Origin of the sequence: Microbacterium alcoholitolerans (assembly GCF_050408615.1) — a bacterium.
Lineage (GTDB): Bacteria > Actinomycetota > Actinomycetes > Actinomycetales > Microbacteriaceae > Microbacterium.
Genome location: NZ_JBNTKD010000001.1, coordinates 2562463 through 2586455, shown reverse-complemented (window position 1 = coordinate 2586455; position 23993 = coordinate 2562463). Strand labels below are relative to the sequence as shown.

26 protein-coding genes are annotated in these 23993 nt (G+C 69.6%); 7 read left to right on the top strand and 19 right to left on the bottom strand.

Features of this window, described 5'->3' with window-relative positions:
• Nucleotides 1–23: 23 nt before the first annotated feature.
• From ACQUSX_RS12375 to ACQUSX_RS12345, 7 genes are all read right to left on the bottom strand, one after another.
• Nucleotides 24–734: an ABC transporter ATP-binding protein gene (locus ACQUSX_RS12375; RefSeq protein WP_428907217.1), complete on the bottom strand. Its 711-nt coding sequence runs from the start codon at nucleotides 732–734 to the stop codon at nucleotides 24–26.
• The gene (locus ACQUSX_RS12370; protein WP_428907216.1) at nucleotides 734–1642 is read right to left on the bottom strand and encodes an ABC transporter ATP-binding protein; all 909 of its coding nucleotides are present in this window, start codon (nucleotides 1640–1642) and stop codon (nucleotides 734–736) included. The genes ACQUSX_RS12375 and ACQUSX_RS12370 overlap by 1 nt, the downstream gene beginning before the upstream one ends.
• Nucleotides 1639–2796, bottom strand: a complete 1158-nt coding sequence (locus tag ACQUSX_RS12365; protein ID WP_428907215.1) for a branched-chain amino acid ABC transporter permease — start codon at nucleotides 2794–2796, stop codon at nucleotides 1639–1641. Before ACQUSX_RS12365 ends, ACQUSX_RS12370 begins: the two co-directional genes overlap by 4 nt.
• Before the next feature lies 1 nt (nucleotide 2797).
• Complete coding sequence (locus ACQUSX_RS12360; RefSeq protein ID WP_428907640.1) at nucleotides 2798–3685, bottom strand: branched-chain amino acid ABC transporter permease; 888 nt, start codon at nucleotides 3683–3685, stop codon at nucleotides 2798–2800.
• A gap of 75 nt (nucleotides 3686–3760) precedes the next feature.
• The gene (locus ACQUSX_RS12355) at nucleotides 3761–4951 is read right to left on the bottom strand and encodes a branched-chain amino acid ABC transporter substrate-binding protein (protein WP_428907214.1); all 1191 of its coding nucleotides are present in this window, start codon (nucleotides 4949–4951) and stop codon (nucleotides 3761–3763) included.
• 89 nt (nucleotides 4952–5040) lie between these two features.
• Nucleotides 5041–5721: a GntR family transcriptional regulator gene (locus ACQUSX_RS12350; RefSeq protein ID WP_428907213.1), complete on the bottom strand. Its 681-nt coding sequence runs from the start codon at nucleotides 5719–5721 to the stop codon at nucleotides 5041–5043.
• A 65-nt stretch (nucleotides 5722–5786) separates the two neighbouring features.
• Nucleotides 5787–6830, bottom strand: coding sequence for a hypothetical protein (locus ACQUSX_RS12345; RefSeq protein WP_428907212.1), 1044 nt, complete (start codon nucleotides 6828–6830; stop codon nucleotides 5787–5789).
• Nucleotides 6831–6897: 67 nt separating this feature from the next.
• On the opposite strand from ACQUSX_RS12345, the gene ACQUSX_RS12340 reads away from it, so the two are divergent.
• Nucleotides 6898–7710 carry a hypothetical protein gene (locus ACQUSX_RS12340; RefSeq protein WP_428907211.1) on the top strand — a complete coding sequence of 271 codons (813 nt, stop codon included), beginning with the start codon at nucleotides 6898–6900 and terminating at the stop codon, nucleotides 7708–7710.
• Here the strand turns inward: ACQUSX_RS12340 and ACQUSX_RS12335 are convergent.
• Both ACQUSX_RS12335 and ACQUSX_RS12330 read right to left on the bottom strand, forming a co-directional pair.
• The gene (locus tag ACQUSX_RS12335) at nucleotides 7701–8168 is read right to left on the bottom strand and encodes an SRPBCC domain-containing protein (RefSeq protein ID WP_428907210.1); all 468 of its coding nucleotides are present in this window, start codon (nucleotides 8166–8168) and stop codon (nucleotides 7701–7703) included. The genes ACQUSX_RS12340 and ACQUSX_RS12335 overlap by 10 nt on opposite strands.
• A 53-nt stretch (nucleotides 8169–8221) precedes the next feature.
• Complete coding sequence (locus ACQUSX_RS12330; protein WP_428907209.1) at nucleotides 8222–8854, bottom strand: ArsR family transcriptional regulator; 633 nt, start codon at nucleotides 8852–8854, stop codon at nucleotides 8222–8224.
• Nucleotides 8855–8948: 94 nt separating this feature from the next.
• Here ACQUSX_RS12330 and ACQUSX_RS12325 point away from each other — a divergent pair, with 94 nt between their 5' ends.
• Both ACQUSX_RS12325 and ACQUSX_RS12320 read left to right on the top strand, forming a co-directional pair.
• Entirely contained in the window at nucleotides 8949–9425 is a 477-nt protein-coding gene (locus ACQUSX_RS12325; RefSeq protein WP_428907208.1) for a MogA/MoaB family molybdenum cofactor biosynthesis protein, read from the top strand.
• Entirely contained in the window at nucleotides 9422–9847 is a 426-nt protein-coding gene (locus ACQUSX_RS12320) for a molybdenum cofactor biosynthesis protein MoaE (protein WP_428907207.1), read from the top strand. The genes ACQUSX_RS12325 and ACQUSX_RS12320 overlap by 4 nt, the downstream gene beginning before the upstream one ends.
• A gap of 94 nt (nucleotides 9848–9941) precedes the next feature.
• On the opposite strand, the gene ACQUSX_RS12315 is transcribed toward ACQUSX_RS12320, so the two are convergent.
• The 6 genes from ACQUSX_RS12315 to ACQUSX_RS12290 form a co-directional block, all read right to left on the bottom strand.
• Nucleotides 9942–10190 (bottom strand): MoaD/ThiS family protein, encoded by a 249-nt coding sequence (locus ACQUSX_RS12315; protein ID WP_428907206.1) that lies wholly within the window; start codon nucleotides 10188–10190, stop codon nucleotides 9942–9944.
• Nucleotides 10190–10468 carry a DUF6457 domain-containing protein gene (locus ACQUSX_RS12310; RefSeq protein ID WP_428907205.1) on the bottom strand — a complete coding sequence of 93 codons (279 nt, stop codon included), beginning with the start codon at nucleotides 10466–10468 and terminating at the stop codon, nucleotides 10190–10192. Before ACQUSX_RS12310 ends, ACQUSX_RS12315 begins: the two co-directional genes overlap by 1 nt.
• Nucleotides 10465–11070 (bottom strand): molybdenum cofactor guanylyltransferase, encoded by a 606-nt coding sequence (mobA, locus tag ACQUSX_RS12305; RefSeq protein ID WP_428907204.1) that lies wholly within the window; start codon nucleotides 11068–11070, stop codon nucleotides 10465–10467. The genes ACQUSX_RS12310 and mobA overlap by 4 nt, the downstream gene beginning before the upstream one ends.
• A gap of 4 nt (nucleotides 11071–11074) precedes the next feature.
• Nucleotides 11075–11548, bottom strand: coding sequence for a cyclic pyranopterin monophosphate synthase MoaC (gene moaC, locus ACQUSX_RS12300; protein ID WP_428907203.1), 474 nt, complete (start codon nucleotides 11546–11548; stop codon nucleotides 11075–11077).
• Nucleotides 11548–12780, bottom strand: a complete 1233-nt coding sequence (locus tag ACQUSX_RS12295) for a molybdopterin molybdotransferase MoeA (protein WP_428907202.1) — start codon at nucleotides 12778–12780, stop codon at nucleotides 11548–11550. Before ACQUSX_RS12295 ends, moaC begins: the two co-directional genes overlap by 1 nt.
• Before the next feature lie 148 nt (nucleotides 12781–12928).
• Nucleotides 12929–14110 (bottom strand): ThiF family adenylyltransferase, encoded by a 1182-nt coding sequence (locus ACQUSX_RS12290; protein ID WP_428907201.1) that lies wholly within the window; start codon nucleotides 14108–14110, stop codon nucleotides 12929–12931.
• A gap of 151 nt (nucleotides 14111–14261) precedes the next feature.
• Between ACQUSX_RS12290 and ACQUSX_RS12285 the strand changes: the two genes are divergently transcribed.
• Genes ACQUSX_RS12285 through ACQUSX_RS12270 form a run of 4 tightly spaced genes read left to right on the top strand, consistent with a single transcriptional unit; the run spans nucleotide 14262 to nucleotide 16991 of the window.
• Nucleotides 14262–14660, top strand: coding sequence for a TOBE domain-containing protein (locus ACQUSX_RS12285; protein WP_428907200.1), 399 nt, complete (start codon nucleotides 14262–14264; stop codon nucleotides 14658–14660).
• Complete coding sequence (modA, locus tag ACQUSX_RS12280; protein WP_428907199.1) at nucleotides 14657–15451, top strand: molybdate ABC transporter substrate-binding protein; 795 nt, start codon at nucleotides 14657–14659, stop codon at nucleotides 15449–15451. Before ACQUSX_RS12285 ends, modA begins: the two co-directional genes overlap by 4 nt.
• A complete protein-coding gene (locus ACQUSX_RS12275; RefSeq protein WP_428907198.1) occupies nucleotides 15448–16272 on the top strand; it encodes an ABC transporter permease in 825 nt (274 codons plus the stop codon). Before modA ends, ACQUSX_RS12275 begins: the two co-directional genes overlap by 4 nt.
• A gap of 11 nt (nucleotides 16273–16283) precedes the next feature.
• A complete protein-coding gene (locus ACQUSX_RS12270; RefSeq protein WP_428907197.1) occupies nucleotides 16284–16991 on the top strand; it encodes an ATP-binding cassette domain-containing protein in 708 nt (235 codons plus the stop codon).
• A gap of 40 nt (nucleotides 16992–17031) precedes the next feature.
• Here the strand turns inward: ACQUSX_RS12270 and narI are convergent, their stop codons facing one another.
• From narI to ACQUSX_RS12250, 4 genes are read right to left on the bottom strand one after another with little or no spacing between them, the layout of a single operon-like run.
• Nucleotides 17032–17781 (bottom strand): respiratory nitrate reductase subunit gamma, encoded by a 750-nt coding sequence (narI, locus tag ACQUSX_RS12265; RefSeq protein WP_428907639.1) that lies wholly within the window; start codon nucleotides 17779–17781, stop codon nucleotides 17032–17034.
• 11 nt (nucleotides 17782–17792) lie between these two features.
• Entirely contained in the window at nucleotides 17793–18482 is a 690-nt protein-coding gene (gene narJ / locus ACQUSX_RS12260) for a nitrate reductase molybdenum cofactor assembly chaperone (RefSeq protein WP_428907196.1), read from the bottom strand.
• Nucleotides 18479–20149 carry a nitrate reductase subunit beta gene (gene narH / locus ACQUSX_RS12255; RefSeq protein WP_428907195.1) on the bottom strand — a complete coding sequence of 557 codons (1671 nt, stop codon included), beginning with the start codon at nucleotides 20147–20149 and terminating at the stop codon, nucleotides 18479–18481. The genes narJ and narH overlap by 4 nt, the downstream gene beginning before the upstream one ends.
• 13 nt (nucleotides 20150–20162) lie before the next feature.
• Nucleotides 20163–23885 (bottom strand): nitrate reductase subunit alpha, encoded by a 3723-nt coding sequence (locus ACQUSX_RS12250; protein WP_428907194.1) that lies wholly within the window; start codon nucleotides 23883–23885, stop codon nucleotides 20163–20165.
• Nucleotides 23886–23993 lie beyond the last annotated feature (108 nt).

The following is a 23993-nucleotide window of genomic DNA, read 5'->3' as shown; positions in this document are numbered from 1 at the left end:
GCTACTTCACGGCGAGATGCGCTTCAGCCGCCGAGGTAGGCGTCGATCACCCTGGCATCCGCCGCCAGCTCCGCCGCCGGCCCCGACAGCGTGGTGCTCCCCGTCTCGACGACGTACGCGCGGTCGGCGATCTTCAGCACGGCGCGGGCGTTCTGCTCCACCAGGAGCACCGTGGTGCCCTGCGCGTTCACCGCCTGGATGGTCTCCATGACCTGCTTCACCACGAGCGGCGCGAGCCCCATCGACGGCTCGTCCAGCAGCAGCAGCTTCGGTCCTCCGATCAGCGCACGGCCGATCGCGACCATCTGCTGCTCACCGCCCGAGAGCGTGCCGCCCTGCTGCTTGCGGCGCTCGGCCAGCCGGGGCATCAGCGCGTAGACCTGGTCCATGCGCCGCGAGATCGCCTTCCGATCCTTGACGGTGTATCCGCCGAGCAGCAGGTTCTCGTGCACGCTCATCGTCGAGAAGATCCGCCGGCCCTCGGGGACGTGGATGAGCCCCGCCGAGACGATGTCCCACGGCTTCGCGATGCCCAGATCCATGTCGCCCCAGCGCACCGTGCCCGACTTGGGGCGCACCAGACCCGAGAGCATGTTCATGGTGGTGGACTTGCCGGCGCCGTTGTTGCCGAGCAGACACACGATCTCACCCTCGCGCACCTCGAAGCTCAGCCCGCGCAGCGCATGGACCCGCCCGTAGTAGACGTCGGCCGCTTCGACCGTCAGCGTGCTCATCAGCGCTTCTCCTTGCGGTTCTTCTCCAGCAGCGAGAGATCGACGGTTCCGGTCTGCAGCTTCGTGTCATCGATCGCGTCGTCCTCGACGCCCAGATAGGCCTCGATCACGAGCGGGTCGTTCTTGATCTGCTCCGGCGTGCCCTCGGCGATCTCCTTGCCGTAGTTGAGCACGACGATGCGCTCTGCCAGCTCCATGATCAGCCCCATGTCGTGCTCGATGAGCACCACGGCCACGCCCAGATCGCGGATGCGGCGGATGAGCTGGATCAGCGCCTGCTTCTCGTTGAAGTTCAGGCCAGCCGCAGGCTCGTCGAGCAGCAGCAGCTTGGGTGACGTCGCCAGCGCGCGGGCGATCTCGACCCGGCGCTGCTCGCCGTACGGCAGCTGCGTGACGTAGAGGTTCTCGTCGCCCGTGAACCCGACGAAGTCCAGCCAGCCACGAGCCTGCTCGGCGCACTCGGCCTCCGCGCGGCGGTAGCCGGGGGTGTGCAGCAGCGTCGCCCAGAAGCCCTCGCGCAGGTTCGCGTGCATCGCGGTCTTGATGTTGTCGAGTACGCTGAGCTCGCGGAACAGCCGCAGGTTCTGGAACGTGCGCGCCATTCCCCACTTGGTCACCCGCGACGGGAGCACCCGGTAGAAGCCGAAGCTCTGCAGCAGATCGACCAGGCGCAGCCGGTGCCAGATCGGCGGCGCCTCGCGCACGATGTCCTTGCCGTCGAACACGACCGAGCCGGACGTGGGCAGGTAGAACGCCGAGATGCAGTTGAACGCGCTGGTCTTGCCGGCCCCGTTCGGTCCGATCACGGCGAGGATCTCACCCTCATCCACCGCGAAGCTGAGTCCGTCGACAGCCTTCACTCCGCCGAACTGCAGGCGAAGATCCTTGACCTCCAGGAGTGCACTCATCGCTGCTCCTCTCCGTCCACCGTCTCGAGATCCTCATTGGCCGACGGCGGCGGTACCGCCATGAACCCGGCTGTGGGAGGCGGCACCGGACGCTGCTTCTTCAGCCACGGCAGCACCGCCGTCGCGGGCCACAGTCCCGACGGCCGGAACAGCATGACCACGACCAGCAGCACGCCGAAGATCAGGAAGCGCCACTCCGAGAAGTCGCGCAGCAGCTCAGGGGCGAGCGAGACGAACAGCGCGCCGATGATGACACCGGGCGTCGAGCCCATGCCGCCGAGTACGACGGCCATCAGGATCAGCGCCGAGTAGAGGAACATGAAGCTGTTCGGGCTGATCGCCGACAGGTGAGTCGCCATCAGCTGTCCGGCGAGCCCCGCCCAGACCGCGCCGATGATGTAGGCCGTGATCTTGGCGATGTAGGTGTTGATGCCCATCGCCTCGGCGGCGTCCTCATCGTCGCGCACGGCCTTCCACGCCCGGCCGAGCTTGCCCTTGGCGAGCCGCCCCGCGCCGATGACGCCGACCAGCACGACGATGATGGCGACGAAGTAGTAGAACACCACGCGCCCGGGGAAGTGCAGTCCGAAGATGGTGAAGCCATCGGCGAAGCTCCAGTCTCCGAACGTCCAGGTCGGGATGCCGTGGATGCCCGAGGGTCCGCCCGTGATGTCGAGGTTGTTCGCGGTGATGCGGATGATCTCGCCGAAGCCGAGCGTGACGATCGCGAGATAGTCGCTCCGCAATCGCAGCGTCGGCGCGCCGATGATTATGCCGGCGAGGATGCATGCGAGGACGGTGGCAGGCAGCGCTGCCCACATCGGCCAGCCCAGCACCGTGGTGAAGATGCCCGAGACGTAGGCGCCGACGGCGAAGAAGGCGATGTATCCGAGATCGAGGAGGCCGGCGTAGCCGACCACGACGTTCAACCCCATCGCCAGCATGACGTAGATCAGCGCGCTGGTGGCGATCGAGATCGTGTAGCGGGATGCGTCGAGGAACGGCAGCACCGCGAGCAGCACGACGCTCAGTCCGCCGAGCGCTCGCAGGAATCCGCGGTTGGAGTTGAGGATGCCGTGCGGCGCGGCCGGACGGTCGAACAGCGGCGACGGCGCGCGCAGCGCTGCGTCGCGCGTGAGTGCGGAGCGGGACATGTCACATCCTCTCTACGACGCGGGCACCGAGGATGCCGGTCGGCTTGAACGTGAGGAACAGGATGAGGAAGGCGAACGAGAACACGTCTCGCCATTCGCCGCCGAACCAGGCTGCGCCGAAGGATTCCAGCAACCCCAGCAGCAATCCGCCGAGCATGGCGCCGTAGAGGTTGCCGATGCCGCCGATGACCGCGGCCGTGAACGCCTTCAACCCGATGATGAAGCCCATCATGAAGTCGATCGACCCGTAGTACGCCCCGGCCATGACTCCGGCGGCACCGGCGAGCGCCGAGCCGATGAAGAAGACGGTGGCGATCACGCGGTTGACGTTGATGCCCATCAGCTGCGCGCCCTGCGGGTCAAGGGCGATCGCGCGCATCGCGCGCCCGGATCGGGTGCGCTCGACGATGTGCGCGAGCACCAGCATCAGGGCCGCTGCGATCACGACGAGCACGATCTGCGCGGCAGTGATGCGCATGCCGGCGAAGTCGAAGCCGCTGGATTCGAGCCGCACCGGGAAGGCTTCCGGGTTGGGGCCGAAGATCTGCCGCACGGCGTACTCGAGCGTGAACGAGACGCCGATGGCGGTGATCAGCACCGCGAGGCGCGGGCTCTTGCGCAGCGGGCGGTAGGCGATGCGCTCGATGCCGACGCCGATCAGCCCTGTCGTGACCATCGAGAGCAGCATGATGACCAGCAGCAGCGGAATGGAGGTCTCGTTCGAGATCCCGAAGGCCGACAGGGTCGCGAAGCCGGCGAAGGCGCCGAGCATGTAGATGTCGCCGTGCGCGAAGTTCAGCAGCTTGATGATCCCGTAGACCATGCTGTAGCCGAGCGCGACGAGTGCGTAGAACGAGCCGACGATCAGGCCGTTCCAGATGAGTTGCATCACTGCGGATGTCCTTCCGCGTCCAGGGGCGGCGCCGAACGAGGTGGGGCGGCTCGCGCCGCCCCACCTGTCGGATCAGCCCTGAAGGTCGTCCTCGAGCACGAAGTCGCCCGTCGCCGGGTCGATGCCCACGATCACGAAGCCACCGCCCGACAGGGTGTGGTCCTCCGTGAAGGTCAGCGGACCGGCGAAGGTGTCGAAGTCCTTCAGCCCCTCGAGCGCGGCGACGACGGCGTCGAAGTCGGTGACGCCGGCCTGGCTCATCGCCTCGGCGACCACGCGCACGGCGTCGTACGACTGGGTCGAGTACGGGCCGGGCCGGCCACCGGCCAGCTCTTCGTAGTCGGAGATCCAGTTCTCGGCGCCCTCGATCATGTCGGGCGTCTGGGTGAAGGTGCCCAGCACGTTCTCGGTGTAGCCGGAGCCTGCGATCTCGGCGAACTTCGCGTCGACCGAGCCGTCGCCGACGAGGAAGGCGCCGTCGTAGCCGGCATCCGTCGCCTGGCGGACGATCAGGCCGCCCTCCTGGTAGTACCCCGTCCAGTAGACGAGGTCGGGCTGCGCCTTGGCGAGCTGGGTCGCGGCGGCGGAGTAGTCGCTCTCACCCGGCGTCACGGTGGCCTCGAACGCCATGGTGAGGCCGGCGGCCTCGCCCTGCTCGACGAAGGACTTCGCCAGATCCGCGGAGTACGAGGTGGCGTCGTCGATCACGGCGACGGTCGTCGCGCCGCTCTTCTGCGCGTAAGTGACGGCGGCCTCGGCCTGCTGCGTGCCGGTTCCGTTGATCAGGAACACGCCCGGCAGACCCTGCGACACGAGTTCGTTGGAGTTGGCTGCGGGGATGACCATCGGGATGCCGGCCTCGTCGAAGATCGGCAGGGTCGGCAGCGTGGCGCCCGAGCAGTAACCGCCCACGGATGCGACGATGCCGCCGGTCACCAGCTTGTTCGCCGCGGCCACGGCGGTGGTCGCGTCGCAGGCGTCGTCCTCGGTCAGCAGCTCGAGCTCACGGCCGTTGACGCCGCCTTCGGCGTTGATCTCGTCGACGGCGAGCTGTGCACCGTTCTTCATGTAGTCGCCGAACGCGGATTCGCTGCCGGAGAACGGGGCGAGCATGCCGATCTTGATGGGACCATCTTCGCCGCCTCCGCCGGCCTCGCCGTTTTCGGACCCGAGACCGCCCGAGCAGCCGGCCATGAGGATGATCGCGCCCGCTGCCGCCGCGACGGACAGTGCGCGACGGTAGCGCTGTGTACGAGTGAGCATGTGTTGGCCTCCTGAATGCCGCATTGCATTTCGTCGGATAGTACGTGACACATTACTGATCGGGGACCATCTAAGGGAACACCCCGAGATCAATCCGTGATGCTCGAGGATTCTTCCTGTCCGCTCCAGACGCCGCCCACATGCCGGATGTGCCGCCGCATCAGCGCTTCGGCCCCCTCGCCGTCGCCGCTGACCAGCAGGTCGACCAGTTCGGCGTGCTCGAGAGCGGTGGAGTGCAGCGCGTCGGTCTCGGCGAGATGGGCGAGACCCACCAGGCGGGTCTGCTGCCGCAGTTCGCGCACCACGTCGACGAGGCGGCGATTCCCGGTGAGCTCGAGTATCCGAAGGTGAAAGGCGGTGTCCGCGGCCAGATACTCTGCGAAGCGCCCCGCGTGCCCGGCATCCACGATCTGCTGCGCGAGGCCGCGCAGTTCTGTGACGAGCTCGCCGGCGAGGGTGCCGGCGAGCTGCCTCATGGGCGGCGCCTCGAGCAGCATCCGAACCTCGCACAGTTCGTCGAGCTCTGCGCGCGACACCTCGGTGACGACGAACCCGCGATTGCGGATGGGACGCAGGAAGCCGCGGCGGGCGAGCGTCAGCATCGCCTCCCGCACGGGGGTCGCGCTCACGCCGAAGTCGCCGGCGAGGGTGGGCACCGTGACCACCTGCCCGGGCGCGAGCTCCCCGGCGACGATCAGCGCGGACAGCTGGTCCTCAACCTGCTCGCGCAGGCTCTGAGCGGGGGCGAGCGCCGCCCCGGCTGCGCTCACGGCGCGGCACCCAGGTGTGTCATGTGGCACACCTTACCGAGACGACGGCTCTGAGTCATCCGCTGTCACCAGACGGCGGCGACCGCCGCGTGCGTCTCGAAGATGCCCTCGGTGGTGCCCTCGGGTGCGCGGCCGATGCCGCACTCCGTCGCGACGCCGAAGACTGGGACGAACCGGGATGCCACGGCGATGCGCCTGGTGGCGCCGTCGACCCCGTCCTCGCGGTGCACGAGACCGAGGTACAGCTCTTCGACCGGAGCGAGATCGGCGAGCGGGGCGAAGTACGCCTCGTCATCGCGATCGATCGGCACCGGCAGGTGCAGCCAGCTCAGCGCGCGATCCGCGGCGACCGAGATCCCGTTGGCGAAGTGCACGAGGTTCGCTGTGTCCGCGGGCTCGATGAAGTGCGCCTCGGCGATGTCTCCATAGCAGAGGTGCACGCCGACCTCGACATCCTCCGGAACGGAGTCGATCAGATCGACCAGTCGCAGCAGCAGCCCGTCGAAGGGATCGCCGGGCCACCACGCCGACATGGTCCGGCCGCCCACCGCAGCGCGCTCGATGATGCCCAGCTCACTGGCGACATCCCACTGGATCGCGAGCTCCGCGTGGGGTATCGCGGCGAGGATCTCATCGAGCTCTCGCAGCAGCGCCGCCGTGTACACGGGCTCGATCGCGGCGCGATCCTCGCCCGAGAAGAACGCCGAGACGACGGCGACGACGGTCGGCAGCGACACCTGGAACCGCACGCCGGGCGCGATGACGCCCTCGTCGCGCAGGCGGCGGAAGATCGCGTACGAATCGACGGCGGCCGAGGCGTAGCCCAGCGGCGGCAGCCGCAGGCTTGCAGCATCCGCCCCGTCCGCGATGCGCAGCGGGCGAGCATCGAGGTCGCGCAGCCACACAGGTGCGTCGCCGACGCGCTCCAGGCCGGCCGCCTGACCGAGCACGTCGGGCTGGAACATGATCCAGTGGAATCGCTTCCCCACCTCGCCATCGGGGATTCGCTTCAGGCGCGGCCCGATGATCTCGGCGGCGGTGCGCATCGTCTGTTCGGCGTCGTCGTAGTTCACGCTGCCGACGAGCAGCGCTCCTTGGGGCTGGGTCATATCTCCAGCGTAGGTGCCCGCCTTTCCACGGCGCCGCCTCGACCCTCAGGCACGGCCGCGGATTAGCATGGGAGCAGGAACGGATGCCGGAACGGAGATCGCGATGGGATTCCTCACCTCACCCGCATTGGATGCCACGGGTCTGGTCGTGCTCGATGATCGGAAGCTGACGATCGACCCCGCCGAGTGGCTCGACCTCGACTACATCGGCTGGCGATCCTCCGGCATCACGCGATTCGCGCCACTCGCCAGCTACGCCGGCGAGATCGAGTGCAACGGCTTCTGGAACCACACGCCGCCGCGCACCGACAAGGACGGCGTCTGGATCGACTCGCAGGTGGCGACGGCGCCCACGCTGCAGCGTCTCGCCCTGGAGCCCGGGGCGAACGTCGGCCGCTGCCGGGTGATCGAGCTGCAGCCGAACAGCTACGCCGATGCCGTCTACAACCTGCACCAGGATGACAACAACCGCCTCAACAGCCCTGGCACCGGCTGGGTGGTGCGCAGCTGGCTGAACCTCACCGACGACGCCGATTCGCTGCTGATCCTGCGCACCGACCGCTTCGACCCCGCGACCGAGATCCGCCTGCCGCTGCACGCCGGCTCGCGGATCATCGTCGACACGCAGCGCTTCTGGCACGCCGTCTGGCACCAGGGACCTGCACCGCGGTACTCGCTGATCACGTCGTGGGCATCCGGTCCCGAGCTCGATGCGTACATCGCCGAGGGCGGCGGCGACCAGCATCCGGAATCGGTGCAGCTTCCGGCCGCGCTCGTCGCCGACGCGCAGATGGAGCTGCACCGGCGCATCGAAGAGCGCCGTCAGGCGTTCGAGGCGCAGGGGATCGTGATGGAGCCTGTCGAGTCGCTCTACGAGTGAGACTCGACCAGCACCGCGAGGTTGTGCAGCGACGAGCGCAGCCCCTCGCGGTGATCGGCGGCAGAGATGCCGGCGGGCACATTCTCGGCGCGGAACGTCGCCCGAGTGCCGGATGCCGTCGGCTCGACCAGCCAGCTCATCGTCATCAGCCCCGAGAACGAGGGGTCGTCCGAGGGGAACTCGACCTGCTGCACGACGCGCACGCCGTCGACGATCTCGACGAAGCGCCCTTCCACGACATCGCTTCCCTGACCGGTCTTGCCCGGGTTCGCTTCGGAATCCGCGTAGACGAGCTCCATCCGGTATGTGCCGCCCGCACGGGCGTCGAACCGCTCGACCCGGCCCGTCATGCCGTGCGGCGGCAGCCAGCGCTCCAGCATCCGCGGATCGACCAGCGCGGCGAACACGTCGTGCGTCGCCGCGGAGATCTCGCGGCTCTCCTCATCCGTGCGGGGCATAGGGCAATGGTAGGTGCACGACCCGCCATCCCGTCACCCGCGACGTCCGGCGGTCAGGCGGCGGTCACCGCGGAGCGGAGCACCTTCAGCTGAACCGTGCACTCCTCCGGCCGCGTCGCCGCGCGGACGCAGTCAGCGGCGAGCGGTCCGCCGGCCTGGGTGAGCACGCCCTGCATGAGCCCGAGGTGTACCTGGCACAGCATCGGGCGGTGCTCGGGAGCGCTGGCGGCATGCGGGCACGGCGTCAGCTCGACGGTCAGCCGGTCCTCGTCGATGACCGGCTCGAAGCCGCTCTCCTCGAGGTGCTCGATCAGGGCGTCCAGCTGGTACGTCGCCTCGCGACCCAGCTCGGAGTCGTCCTCGTGCAGCATCCGGCGCAGCATGTCGCCGCGGCGGGCGGCCTCGGCGACCTTCTCCCGGGCGACGGGACTCGACGCCTCCGGCGAACCGGTGGCGGCGCTGTACAGCGTGCGCGGGCGTCCGCGCGTGGTGCGCCGCTCGCTGGTCTGGATCACGTAGCCGCCTTCGATCAGGCGCTGCAGGTGCTCGCGCACCGTGTTCGCGTGCAGGCCGGTGGCCTCGGACAGCTCTCCGATCGTGCGGTCGGCACGAGTCTGGACCAGGTGCAGGATGCGCACCCGTGAATAGCTGGAGATCGGCCCGTAGACGAGCCCGCCGTTGACCATGCTCCCATCATGACAGAGGCCCGACACGCCCGGCCGGGGACCGGCCGTGAATAATCACGGCCGGCGGTTTCCGGGCCGCGGATAGGCTGGTCGCATGATCGTCGCGGCCGTGCTCACCGTCTCGGATCGCTCGGCCGCAGGCATCCGCGAAGATGCTGCGGGCCCGGTCGCGGACGCCGCTCTCCGCGAGGCGGGCTTCGCGTGCGCGGACGCCGTGATCATCGCCGACGGCGCCGATCTCGTCGAGCGCTCGCTGCGGCAGCTGGTGGATGCCGGCATCCGACTCATCGTGACCAGCGGCGGCACCGGTGTCGCACCGCGCGACCAGACTCCGGAGGGCACCGTGCGGGTGATCGAGCGGCAGCTGCCCGGCATCGCCGAAGAGCTGCGCCGCTCCGGCGCCGCGCTGAAGCCGGCGGCGATGCTGACCCGCGGCATCGCGGGCGTCACGGGTCGCGCACTGATCGTCAATCTTCCCGGCTCGCCGAAGGCGGTCGCCGAGGGCATGCCGATCGTGCTCTCCGTCGCCCCCCATGTGCTCGATCAGCTCGATGGAGAGGACCACCGATGACCGTCACCCTCGCCCGCATCTCGGACACAGCGCTGTCGCTCGATGAGCACGTCGCCGCTGTCGACAGCGCGACCGCCGGCGCCGTCTCGACCTTCGTCGGCCGGGTGCGCGATCATGATCCGGATGCCGCGGATGCCGTCGTCGCCCTGGAGTACAGCGCGCACCCGGATGCCGAGCCCGTCCTGCTGCGGATCGCGGAGGAGGCCGCGGCGGGAACGGATGCCGTCGTCGCCGTCAGCCACCGCGTCGGCCGTCTGAGCGTCGGCGAGTCCGCGGTGCTGATCGCCGTCGCCTCCGCGCATCGCAATGAGGCCTTCACCGTGTGCCGCGAGGTCATCGAGGCGATCAAGCGGGATCTGCCGGTATGGAAGCGTCAGGTCGAGGCCGACGGCACGACCGCGTGGAAGGGCATCGGCGGGTAGCGCTGGACTTTCGCGGGCCGTCGCCCTTGTGCTGCAGTTTCCTGCATCTGCGGCACATCTCTGTGCGGCACATGCAGGAAAGTGCAGCGCGAGATCAGCCGCCGGCGAAGGGCGGGAGCACGTCGACGGTTGCAGCTCCGGCGAGCGCGAAGTCGTCATCGACGCGAGCGCCGTCGACGAGCACGGCGCAGCGCGACAGGAGCCCGTGCAGCGCCGGATGGTCGGCGAGCAGGCTCGCCTTCAGATCGCCGAGCGTCCCGGCATCCGTCGCCATGGTGTCGCGCCCCACGGCCTCCTGAGCCGCGGCGAAGAAGCGCACCGTGGTCATGGGGGTGGTGGTCATCATGCCTCCCGTTCCGGCCAGCCGAGCGCCAGCTCCGCGATCGCGGCGACGGCCTCGCGGACCTGCTCGGGCGTGCCGCCGGCGCGTCCGGCGACGAGTCCCGCGACGAACGCGCTGAACGGCGCGGCCGGTCGCGCGACCCCGTTGGCCACGTCTCTGGCGAGGTCGAGGATCAGCGAGATCGGCACGTCCTCGGCGACCAGCCCGAACCGCTCGCGCAACGCTAGAGCCCATTCGTCGAGTGCCTCCGGCGGCAGGGTGCGGGGCGATTCGCTCACGATTCCTCCTCGAGTGCTGCGCGGGCGCGTGCGAGATCCGCCGGGGTGTCGATGTCGGCGGTGATCCCATCATGGTCGGTCAGCCAGGCGATCTCCAGGCCGCCGAGCAGCGCTCGGCAGGAAGCATCAGCGGCACCGCTGCCGAGATCAGCGAGCGCGCTGCGCAGCGCGTCCGTGCGGTAGATGCCCGCCAGCCACTGCGGATGCCCGCCGGCGCGGAACACGATCGCGTCTGACGCGTCGGGCGCTGACGCGTCGGATGCCACGGCCGCCGTCAGCCGCGCGACCACCGGATGCACGTGGGGCAGGTCACCGGCGAGGATCAGCATCCACTTTGGGTTCTCACCAGGTGCGAGCATCCTCATCGCCGCCGCGATCCCCGCGACCGGGCCGGAGAACGGCGGATCCTCCCGCACCCAGCGCACCGGCGCGCGTTCGTCGAGCACGGGACCTGCGGCGATGATCGGCGCGCACCGGGCATCCGACATCGCCGTCACGGAGCGGGCGAACAGCGTGCGCCCGCCGAACTCGATCAGCGGCTTCAGCCCACCGCCCATGCGCCGCGAGCGCCCGCCGACGAGCAGGATCGCACCGACGGTCATCGCCTCATTCCCCCGGACGCTGCCACGAGCCGCTGCGACCGCCCTCCTTCGCGACGATGCGCAGGTGCTCGATCGATGCCGAGCGGTCGACGCCCTTGATCATGTCGATGACCGAGAGGGCCGCGACCGAGACGGCGGTGAGCGCCTCCATCTCGACGCCGGTGCGGTCGGCGGTGCGCACGGTCGCCTCGATCGTCACGCCGTCGTCGTCGATCTGGAGGTCGACGACGGCGCCGTGCACGCCGATCACGTGGGCGAGCGGCAGCAGCTCCGGGGTGCGCTTGGCCGCCTGGATGCCGGCGATGCGCGACACCGCCAGCACGTCGCCCTTCGGCACGGAGCCGTCGCGCAGCAGCGCCACGGTCTCGGTCGCGCAGCGCACGAACCCGCGGGCGGTCGCCGCCCGGACGGTGGGCGTCTTCTCGGTGACGTCGACCATGCGCGCATGGCCGACGGAATCCAGGTGGGTGAAGGTCATCACAGCTCCATGACTTCGATGAGGTCGCCGACGAAGACCTGCTCCGTCTCGGCGGGGACGATCGCGTACGCCTCGGCGAGGCCGAGTCCGACGCTGAGGTGCGAGCCCGATCCGCCCCTGGTCGCCGGGCGGACGACGGGGTGGGCGGGATCGCTTCGGTCGATCACCGCGGGCAGGTACTGTCGCCGCCCTGGCGGGGTGTGCCAGTCGGTGCCCGCCGGCAGCAGCATGCGGGGACGATGAATGCTGTCGCGGCCCTGCAGGCGCAGCAGCGCCGGACGCACGAAAACCTCGAACGAGACGGCGGCGCTGACCGGGTTGCCGGGCAGGCCGAACAGCAGCATCCCGTCGTCGGTCGCTCCGAAGCCCTGCGGCTTGCCTGGCTGCATGGCGACCTTGGCGAACTCCATCGCATCGCCGAGGCTCTGCTTCACGACCTCGTACGCGCCGGCGCTGACGCCGCCGGAGAAGATGATGGCGTCCGCGCCGAGTCGCTGCGCCTCGGCGACGGCCTCGGCCGGACCGTCGCCCTCGTCGTCGACGACGCGGCAGAGCACGACCTCGGCGCCGGCCTCGGCGGCAAGTCCGGCGAGCAGGGAGCTGTTGGATTCGGGGATCTGCCCGCGCCGCAGTGGCTGACCCGGCGAGACGAGCTCGGAGCCGGTCGAGACGACGGCGACCTTCGGGCGGGGTGCGACCTCGACGCGGCCGATGCCGGCGGATGCCAGTGCGCCGATCTGCCGTGGGCCCAGCAGCGTCCCGGTGCCGAGCACGACATCGCCGACGGCGGTGTCTTCGGCTGCCCGCCGGATGTGGGCGCCGAGTGCCTTCGGTGCGTGCTGCACGATCGCGGTCGCGAGCGAATCTGCAAGGCCCCCGGCGGTGTCCTCGAACGGGACGATCGCGTCGGCGTCGGCCGGCACTGGCGACCCGGTCATGATGCGCGCGGCCTCGCCGGGTGCAATCGCGGGATCCAGAGCGCTGCCGGCGGGGATGTCGGCGATGACGCGCAGCGTGACCGGGTGGTCGGGGCTCGCGTTCGCGACGTCGTCGAAGCGCACGGCGAAGCCGTCCATGGCCGAGTTGTCGAAGACGGGTACGGCGCTGACGGCGAGTGCGTCGGATGCCAGGACGCGCCCGCGCGCCTCATCGAGCGGCACGATCGCGGGCGGATGCCGACGGACCGCCGCCAGCACGCGGTCGAGCTGCTCCTCGACAGTCCGGTAGCTCATGCCGCCTCCCGTCTCGTTGTCATGGGGCCCGGATGCACACCCGTTCGGGAGGAGTTCTCACGATCGGGAGGAGAGATTCGGCGATTCGGTCCTCCCGATCGTGAGTTCTCCTCCGGATCGTGCGCGGCATCGTGTGGCAGGCGCCGGGTCATGATGCATGCTCCGCTGATGCGTGCGCCGCTTCCCACGCCTCCATGCCGCCGGTGAGCACCACGGCATCGGCGCCGACGGCGCGCAGGGCCGCAGCGGCGCGGCGGGCGCGGGCGCCGACCTGGCAGATGACGACGATCCGCTCTGTTCCCAGGGCTCCAGGGTCTGTCAGCACTTCGGTCAGCGGCACATGCCGCGCACCGGGGATCGTGCCGCCCGCCACCTCCACGGCCTCGCGGACGTCGAGCAGCAGCGCCCCCGCCTGCGCCTCCTCGGACAGATCTGCGATGGTGATCTCGGCCGGCGCCTCCGGCGGAGCGGATCGAGCCGGCGCAGCAGCGCTGACCGGCGCAGAGCCACCCGCACCAGCATCCGACACAGCGCGCGCACCAGCATCCGACACAGCACGCGGCCGAGCTGCCCGCAGGGGCACCTCGCTCATCCTGGCGCGCAGCGCGTCGATCACCAGCACGCGGCCGAACAGCGGATCCCCGATGCCGGTGATGAGCTTGATCGCCTCCATCGACAGGATTGCGCCGGCCTGCAGGCAGAGCGCGCCGAAGACGCCGACCGCCGCGCAGGTCGGCAGTTCACCGACGCTGCCCGGCGGATACAGGTCGCCGAGCACGATGGCATCCGACCCCGCCGGAGGCGACGACCAGAACACGGTGATCTGCGCGGCGAACTCCTGGATGACGCCCCAGACCAGCGGCACGCCGAGGCGCTCGGTCGCCGCCGCGACCATGAGGCGGGTGTCGAAGGTGTCGGTGCCGTCGATCACGAGATCAACTCCGGCGAGCAGCTCATCGGCGTTGTCGGGGGTGAGCCGCACGCGCAGCGGTCGCACCTCGGTCTCGGGAGAGAGATCGGATGCCACACGCACCGCGCTGTCGACCTTCGCGGCGCCCACGTCGGCGCGGCGGTGCATGACCTGACGCTGCAGATTGGACAGTTCCACGACGTCGTCGTCAATGATCGTGAGGATGCCGATGCCGGCTGCGGCGAGCGCGAGCACCACCGGGGCGCCGAGTCCTCCCGCTCCGACGACGGCGACATGCGACGCCCGCAGCCGGCGCTGACCGAGCTCTCCGAGACCGGCCAGCACCTGGTGCCGCGCAGTGCGGGCGCGTTCGGCGTCGCTCAGTGCGTCGACCGGGTCGACGAGCGGGGGCAGCGCCATACTCTGAGGCTACGGACACCGTGCGCTCGGCGCCAGCCGCGGATGCCGGTGTTATCGAGCGGCGAGTCCGCCTCCGTCGAAATTCCGCAGATGCGGATTATCACTGCCGATTGTTCTGGATCTGCGCCACAAGGCGCCCTAGTGTGTGAGCATGAGTTCGTACCGCATCGCCGAGGCCGCGCGCCTGCTGGGCGTGAGCGATGACACCGTCAGGCGCTGGATCGATCAGGGTGCGCTGCCCGTCACCGGCGACTCGCCCACGCGCATCCCCGGCGCCGCCCTGGCCGAGCACGCCGCTCGTGCGGCCGAGACGCCGAGCCCAGACGGCGACCTGCTCAGCAGCGCCCGCAATCGGTTCACCGGCCTGGTCACCCGTGTGCAGATCGACGGCGTGATGGCGCAGGTCGACATCCAGGCGGGCCCGCACCGGGTCGTCTCCCTGCTGTCGGCCGAGGCTGCTCGCCAACTCGACCTGCAGCCGGGGTCGCTGGCGACCGCGATCGTCAAGGCCACGAACGTCATCGTCGAGACCCCCAAGGACCACCCGTGAGGATCCGCGCCGCGCTCGTGCTCCCGCTGCTCGGAGCGCTGCTTCTGACCGGATGCACGGCGACGACGGCATCCGACAGCCTGGACCCCGACGGCGAGAACGCCGGTCCCGGTACCGAGCAGCCCGGCCTTGCCGGCGAGGTGACCGTCTTCGCTGCGGCTTCCCTGCGCACCGCGTTCGACGAGATCGCCGAGTCGTTCGAGCAGCAGCATCCGAACGTCGAGGTCAATCCGATCGTCTACGACGGCTCGAGCACGCTCGTCACCCAGCTGCAGGAAGGCGCCAGGGCCGACGTGCTCGCCACCGCCGATGAACGGAGCATGCAGCTGGCGATCGAGTCCGACCTGGCATCCGACCCGCAGCTCTTCGCGACGAACACGCTGGTCGTGGCCGTCCCGGCCGGCAACCCCGGCGGCGTCGATTCGCTCGACGATCTCGCCGACGTCGTCACGGTGCTGTGCGCCCCGGAGGTGCCGTGCGGCAAAGCCTCGGCGACGCTGCTCGACGACGCCGGCGTCGCCGTGACGCCGGCGAGTCTCGAGCAGAACGTCACCGCCGTCCTGCAGAAGGTCGCGGCGGGCGAGGCGGATGCCGGACTCGTGTACGCCACCGACATCATCGGCGATGACGCCGTGCGCGGCTTCGCCCCGGATGGCGCAGATGCGGTGGTGAACCGCTACCCCATCGTCGCCCTCGACGGCGCGAGCGAGGCGGGCGTCGCGTTCGCGGAGTTCGTGCGCGGCGAGACCGGGCAGCAGATCCTGAGCGATCTCGGGTTCGGAGCACCGTGAGCCGCGATCACCCGGGCATCCGCGACACCGGCACGGGCGCGCCGTTCCTGCTCTACGCGCCTGCCGTGCTGGGTGCCGCGCTGCTGGTCCTGCCGCTGTTCGCGCTGGTCGGCCGGGCGTCGTGGGCGACCCTGTGGGAGGACATCACCTCGCCAGCCGCGCTGGATGCACTGCGACTGTCGCTGCTGAGCGGACTGTCGGCCACGGCGCTGTGCCTGGTGCTCGGGCTGCCCCTGGCGCTGCTGATGGCCCGCTCGAGTCCGCGTGTCTCCGCGCTGCTGCGGGCCCTGGTCGCGGTGCCGCTCGTGCTGCCGCCGATGGTCGGGGGCGTCGCGCTGCTCTTCCTGTTCGGGCGGACGAGTCCGCTCGGCCAGGTGCTGTCCGACTGGTTCGATCTCACCCTGCCGTTCACTTTCCCGGCGGTCGTGCTGGCGCAGGCATTCGTCGCGCTGCCGTTCCTGGTGCTGGCCGTCGAGGGGACGATCCGCGGCGTCGGCGGCCGCTACGAGCGCACCGCCGCGACGCTCGGGGCGAGACCGTGGCGGGTGCTGTGGCGGGTGACCCTGCCCCTGGCGGCACCGGGGATCGTCGTCGGGGTGATCCTGTGCTTCGCGCGGGCGATCGGCGAGTTCGGCGCGACCGCCCTGTTCGCCGGCAACGCGCCCGGCGTGACGCAGACGATGCCGCTGGCGATCTACACCGCCTTCAACGGCGCCGGCACGGGCCGTGAGACCGCGGTCGCCCTGTCGATCCTGCTGCTGGCGACGGCTGTCGTCGTGCTGCTGCTCGTGCGCGCCTGGCGGCCGGGGGCCCTGAAGTGAATGGCTCTGAAGTGAGCGGCGCGCTCGAGGCGCACGTTGTGGTCGATCATGCCGGCCTGGACGTCGCGGTCGCGGTCGCACCCGGCGAGGTGCTGGCCGTCATGGGTCCGAGTGGCGCCGGCAAGACGACGCTGCTGGATGCCATCGCCGGGCTCACCCGCCTGGACGACGGTCACGTGTCGATAGACGGCGTGCGATTGGCGGATGCCCGCATGCACACGCCCCCGTCGCGACGGGCGATCGGCCTGCTCGGGCAGGACGCGCTGCTCTTCCCGCACATGACGGCCGTGGACAACATCGCCTTCGCCGCGCAGTCCGCCGGAGCCGGCCGCGACGAGGCTCGCACCGTCGCCGCGGAGTGGATGCCGCGCATCGGCCTTCCTGGCCTCGGCGCCCGCCGCCCCGACCGGCTCTCCGGCGGCCAGCGTCAGCGCGTAGCACTGGCCCGGGCTCTCGCCGCGCGACCCCGGCTGCTGCTGCTGGATGAGCCGTTCTCCTCGCTGGATGTTCAGGCCGCTGCCCAGCTGCGCACGGTCGTGCGCGAGCACCTGCAGGGGACGACGACCATCGTCGTGTCACACACCCTCGCCGACGCCCAGGCTCTCGCCGACCGGCTGCTGATCCTCGAACACGGCCGTATCACTCAGCAGGGCCCACTCCCCGAGGTGCTCGCGTCGCCAGCATCCGACTTCACATCCGCGGTAGCAGCATCCCGCTGAGCGGGGACGTTTCGTCTCGCTTCGCTCGCTCAACGACCGGTTAAGGCCGCCGCAGGCGCTGCGGGTCCGGGGCCTCCACCGGGTCCCATCCGCGCTTCGGCGAGCGCGATCCGCGGTGCTCATCGCGCGAGCGGTACACGATGTACGGGCGGAACAGGTATCCGATCGGCGCCGAGAACACGTGCACGAGGCGCGTGAACGGCCACAGCGCGAACAGCAGGCAGGCGGTGATCACGTGCAGCTGGAACAGGAGCGGCACGTCGAGCATCAACTCGGGCCGCGGGCGGAAGATCATGAGCTCGCGGATCCACGGCGAGATCGTCTCGCGGTAGTGGAACCCCGGCCCGAACACCTGGTGCACCACTGTGGCCAGCGTGCCGAACAGCAGCGTCGCGGCGAGGAAGACGTACATCACCTTGTCCATCACCGTGGTCGCGAGGAACACTGCGGGCACCGTGCGCCGGCGGAACACCAGGATCGCAAGCCCCGCGAGCGTCAGCACAGCCGCGAAGGTGCCGAGCACGGTCGCACCGATGTGGTAGATCTCCTCGCTGATGCCGATGGCGTAGAGCCATTCGCGCGGGATGAGCAGGCCGACGGCGTGCCCGGCGATGACCATCAGGATGCCGAGGTGGAACATCGGCGATCCCCAGCGCAGCAGCGTGTTCTCGTACGACTGCGACGAGCGGGTCGTCCAGCCGAACTTGTCGTAGCGGTAGCGCCAGATGTGACCGAGGATGAATACCGCCGCACAGACGTACGGCAGCACCACCCACAGCAGAATCTGCATCGTGTTCACGATCACTCCCCTGTCTTACGGAAGGCCGGCATGGGCAGGCTCAGCCCGACGGTCTCAGTCGGCGGTCCCTCGCTCACCAGCGCGAGCACCCGCTCTCGGGTGGCCTGATCGACCTTCGGCAGCGACAGGGTGATCGCCCGGACGACGTCCGCCCATGCGCTGTCCATGCTCTCCAGCGCCGCCCGGAGCACCTCGATGCCCTCGCGGTGTGCCGAGAGCAGGGCATCCGCCACGTCCGACTGTGACCGCGCCGAGAACTCGAGCACCGCCGGCAGGTAGTCGGGCAGCTCGGCGGCGTCGAACTCCCAGCCCGCCGCCCGGTAGGCGTCGAGGAAGGTGACCAGCGCGGTGCCTCGCCGACGTGTGTCGCCGGTGGCGTAGTAGCTGAGGTACAGCGAGCACTTGCGCTTGAGGTCGAAGGTCGTCACGTACACCTTCTGCAGGTCGGATGCCCCGGCCTCGCGCGCCCGGGCGATGAACCGCTCCAGCGGCTCGGCGACGGGCTTCGGCAGGGTCGCCGCGTTCGCCTCGAAGACGTCCAGCCGCGTGAACCACTCCGCATCCGGGTAGTCCAGCAGCAGCGAGGTGAGCATGTGCACCGTCCGCCGCTCGGCGGCGGTGAGCTGCGCCGGAGTCAGGGCATCCGGCAGCTTCTTGCGCGGTGTGACGCGCGGAGGCAGGACGGTGCTCATGCCTCCTCCTCATAGGAGCGCTGCTCGGCACGCTCGCCCTCGGGCGGGAACAGCCCCTGCGGACTGCCGTTGCCGTCCCAGTTCAGCAGGTTGATGCGTCCGGGGCTCGAGGGCCGGTCGGCGGTCTGCCGATCCTGCAGCGCGTTGAAGTTCTCGATCGCGACGGGGACGGCCGTTCCGCTGGCCGCACCGAACGGCCCGCCCGCGCCGCCCATGCCGGGGCCGCCGTCGAAGTCGAGCGAGCAGCCCATCTCCTCGAGGTCGTGCGCCTGCTCCTGGTGCGCGGGCGGGATGACGTAGCGCTCCTCGTACTTCGCTATCGCGAGCAGGCGGTACATCTCCTCGATCTCGCGTCCGCTCATGCCGACGGCGTTCGCGATCTCCTCCTCGCGGATGCCGTCGATGCTGATGCCGCGCATGTACGAGCGCATCGCGGCGAGCTTGCGCAGCGACTCGTCCACCGGCGCGATGTCGCCGGCGGTGAACAGCTCCGCCAGGTAGCCGATCGGGATGCGCAGCTTGTCGATCGCGGCGAACAGCGTCCTGGCATCCTCTCCGTCGTTGCCCGAGCCGGTGACGACGTCGACGACGGGAGACAGCGGCGGGATGTACCAGACCATCGGCATGGTGCGGTACTCGGGGTGCAGCGGCAGTGCGACCTTGTAGTCGTGGATGAGGCGCCAGACGGGGCTGCGCTGAGCGGCGTCGATCCAGTCGTCGGGGATGCCGTCGCGCCGTGCGGCCTCGATCACGTCGGGGTCGTGCGGGTCGAGCAGCACCGAGCGCTGCGCGTCGAGCAGCTCGTGCTCGTCCTCGACCGCCGCGGCCTCGGCCACGCGATCGGCGTCGTAGAGCACCAGACCCAGGTAGCGCAGCCGCCCGACGCAGGTCTCGGAGCACACGGTGGGAAGGCCCACCTCGATGCGCGGGTAGCACATCGTGCACTTCTCGGCCTTGCCGGTCTTGTGGTTGAAGTAGACCTTCTTGTACGGGCATCCGGAGATGCACATGCGCCAGCCGCGGCAGGCGTCCTGGTCGACGAGGACGATGCCGTCCTCCTGCCGCTTGTACATCGCGCCCGACGGGCAGGATGCCACGCAGGACGGGTTCAGGCAGTGCTCGCAGATGCGGGGGAGGTAGAACATGAAGGCCTGCTCGAACTCGGCCTTCACCTCTTCGCTCATCTTCTGCAGGATCGGGTCCTCGTGCATGGTCTCGATCGAGCCGCCGAGGTCGTCGTCCCAGTTCGCCGACCACTCGACCTTCATGTCCTTGCCGGTGATCAGGCTCTTCGGCCGCGCCACCGGGGTGTGATCTCCGCTCGGTGCGTTGACGAGCATGTCGTAGTCGTACGTCCACGGCTCGTAGTAGTCGTCGATCTCGGGCAGCTTCGGGTTCGAGAAGATGCGGGCGAGCTTCGCGAGGCGCCCGCCGCTGCGCAGCCGCAGCCGGCCGCGCTTGTCGCGCACCCAGCCCCCGCCCCACTTCTCCTGGTCCTCGTAGCCGCGCGGGTAGCCGACGCCGGGCCGGGTCTCGACGTTGTTGAACCAGACGTACTCGACACCGGTGCGGTTCGTCCAGGCCTGCTTGCAGGTGACCGAGCAGGTGTGGCATCCGATGCACTTGTCGAGGTTCATCACCATCGACATCTGAGCCATTACTTTCATGACACCGCGCCCTTCATCGGTACTGCACGTCCTGCGAGCGGCGACGGATCGTGGTGACCTCGTCGCGCTGGTTGCCGGTGGGCCCCAGGTAGTTGAACGCCCACGCCAGCTGCGCGTAGCCGCCGATGAGGTGGCTCGGCTTGAGCAGGATGCGCGTCAGCGAGTTGTGGATGCCGCCGCGCTTGCCGCTCATCTCGCTGAGCGGCACATCGACCGTGCGGTCCTTCGCGTGGTACATGTACACGGTTCCCTCGGGCATCCGGTGCGACACGTTCGCCCTCGCGACGACGACGCCGTTGCGGTTGTACGACTCGATCCAGTCGTTGTCGCGCACCCCGATCTTCGCGGCGTCCCTCGGACTCATCCAGATCGTGGGGCCGCCCCGCGAGAGCGAGAGCATGAACAGGTTGTCCTGGTACTCGGAGTGGATCGACCACTTCGAATGCGGCGTCAGGTAGCGCACGTGTACCTCGGTGTGGGTGCTCTTGCCGGGCACGACGTCGCCGAACAGGCGGTGCATGTCCAGCGGCGGCCGGTAGACCGGCAGCGATTCGCCGAGCTCGTCCATCCAGTCGTGGTCGAGGTAGAAGTGCTGACGGCCGGTGAGGGTGTGCCACGGTTTCAGGTGCTCGACGTTGATCGCGAAGGCCGTGTAGCGCCGCCCGCCGTGCTCCGAACCCGACCACTCCGGTGAGGTGATCACGCTGCGCGGCTGCACCGAGACGTCCTGGAAAGACAGGTGCGTCCCCTCGTGCTCCTCGGCGAGGAACACCATCTCCTGCCCGGTGTGCTTCTCGAGCGCCTTGAATCCCTGCACCGCCAGGCGGCCGTTGCTGGTGCCGGACAGCGCCAGGATCATCTCGCAGGCGCGCCGGTCGCTGTCGAGCCGCACCGAGCCGGTGTAGGGGCCGGCTGCGACCGTGCCGTTGACGCTCTTGAGCCGCTCGATCTCAGGCTCGGCGTGATAGGTGACGCCCTTCGTCGTCAGGCCCAGCTTGGCGGTGAGCGGGCCCAGCGTCTTCCACTTCTCGGCGAGATTCGGGTAGTCGCGCTCGACCACCGTCAGCTTGGGCATCGTCACGCCGGGCACCCGCGGCAGGTCTTCCACCCGGCCGTGCGGGGTCGCCATCACATCCGGGGTGTCGTGCTGCAGCGGCGTGGCCACGACGTCGCGGCGAACACCCAGATGCGTTCGGGCCATCGCGCTGAACCGCTCGGCGAGGACGCGGAACGTCTCGAAGTCGGTCTTCGTCTGCCACGGTGGCGCGATCGCCGGGTTGAAGGCGTGGATGAACGGATGCATGTCCGTCGAGGACAGGTCGTACTTCTCGTACCAGGTCGCCGCCGGCAGCACGATGTCGCTGAACAGCGTGGTGCTGGTCATCCGGAAATCGGCCGTCATCAGCAGGTCGAGCTTGCCCTGCGGCGCGTTCTCGCGCCAGGCGATGGTCGACGGGCGCGACTCCGGCCCGGCCTCGGTGGCGCGCACCGAGGCATCCGTGCCGAGCAGGTGCTTGAGGAAGTACTCGTTGCCCTTGCCGGACGAGCCGAGCACGTTCGCGCGCCAGATGGTCATGATGCGCGGGAAGTTCGCCGGATCGTCCGGGTCCTCCACGGCGAACTGCAGCGATCCGTCGTCGAGGCTGTCGACGATGTGCTGCGCCGGCTCCTTGCCCAGCGCCTCGGCCTCGTCGACCAGGTCGAGCGGGTTGCGGTTGAAGGTCGGGTAATCGGGCATCCATCCGCGCTTCACCGACTCGACCAGGCAGTCGGCCGTGGTGCGCCCGGCGAAGGTGCCGCGGCCGAGGGGCGACGCCAGCTGATCGGCCGGCAGCCCGTCGTAGCGCCACTGGTCGGTGGCCAGGTAGAAGAACGCCGTGCCGATCGTGTGCCGCGGCGGGCGGTTCCAGTCGGCGGCCGCCGCGTACTGCTGGTAGCCGGTGATCGGGCGCACCTTCTCCTGCCCGACGTAGTGTGCCCAGCCGCCGCCGTTCACTCCCTGGCATCCGGTCATCGTCGTCAGCGCGAGGAAAGCGCGGTAGATCGTGTCGGAGTGGAACCAGTGGTTGGTGCCCGCGCCCATCAGGATCATCGAGCGCCCGCCGCTTCGGTCGGCGTTGTCGGCGAACTCGCGGGCGATCCTGGTCGCCTGCTCGGCGGGCACCGAGGTGTGCTCCTCCTGCCAGGCGGGGGTGCCGGGGGCTGAGGCGTCGTCGTACCCGGTCGGCCACTCACCGGGCAGCCCGTCGCGCGCCACACCGTAGCGGGCGAGCAGCAGGTCGAAGACCGTGGTGACGGTCTTGCCGGCGACGGTGCGCACCGGCACGCCGCGGGTGAGCGATCCGGAGCCGCCGGCGTGCTCCTGGCCGGGCTCGGGGGCGAGGTCGAACCGGGGCAGGCGGACCTCGGCCGCGTCGCCGTTCCAGCCGGGCACATCGGCGACCGAGAGCGGTGGCACGACATCGCCGAGATCGAGGTTCCAGCGGCCCTCGTCCTCGGGTGTGAAGCGGTGTCCGAGCGAGCCGTTGGGCACGACGGGTGTGCCGTCGGCATCCATCAGGACGGGCTTGAAGTCGGCGCGCGCCTGCGTGGCGGTCAGACCCTCGAGATCGGAGGCCGTGATGAACTTGCCCGGCACGAGTCCGCCGTCGCGCTGCTCGAGCTCGACGAGGAACGGCGAGTCGGTGTACCGGCGCATGTAGTCCTCGAAGCGCTCGGTGCGCTTCTCGACGAAGTGCTCGCGCAGGATGACATGCCCCATGGACAGCGCCAGCGCGGCATCCGTGCCGGGGTGCGGAGCGACCCATTCATCGGCGAACTTCGTGTTGTCGGTGTAGTCGGGCGAGACGGTGATGACCTTCTGGCCGCGGTAGCGGGCCTCGGCCATGAAGTGGGCGTCCGGTGTGCGCGTGACCGGCACGTTCGAGCCCCACATGATCAGGTAGCCGGCGTTCCACCAGTCGGCGGACTCGGGCACGTCGGTCTGGTCGCCGAACACCTGGGGGCTCGCGACGGGCAGATCGGCGTACCAGTCGTAGAACGACAGCATGGTGCCGCCGATCAGGTTCATGAAGCGCGAGCCTGCGCCGTGCGAGACCATCGACATCGCCGGGATGGGCGAGAAGCCGGCGATCCGGTCGGGGCCGTAGGTCTTCACCGTGTGCACGTGGGCGGCCGCGGCGATCTCCATCACCTCGTCCCAGCTGGTGCGCACCAGACCGCCCTTGCCGCGCACGCGCTTGTAGGCGCGGGCCTTCTCTGGGTTCTCGACGATCGATGCCCAGGCGTCGACGGGGTCGGGATGCTGCGCCTTCGCCTCGCGGTAGAGCTGCGCCAGCGTGTCGCGGATGTACGGGAAGCGCACCCGGGTCGGCGAGTACGTGTACCAGCTGAAGGCCGCCCCTCTCGGGCATCCGCGGGGCTCGTACTCCGGCGAGTCAGGTCCGATGCTCGGATAGTCGGTCTGCTGCGCCTCCCAGGTGATGATGCCGTCCTTGACGTACACCTTCCACGAGCACGACCCCGTGCAGTTCACACCGTGCGTGGAGCGCACGACCTTGTCGTGCGACCAGCGGTCGCGGTAGAACGCATCCCCCGATCGACCGCCTTTGAGGAACACCGCCCGCAGATCTTCGGAAGTCTCCCCTGGTCGCACGAAGCGCCCCATGTTCAGCAGTGCGTCCGCGAGAGGGCCGTCCGTCGCAGGGTCGCTCTCAGTGCGGGGTCCAGGGGTCATTTCTGCTCCTTCCCGGAGTACACGGGGTGTACCCCAGCATCCTGCCCGGCGGTGGAGCTGTAAACAAGGGCGGGCCGTGTTTAATGCTCCTCGCCGCGCGACGGTTTT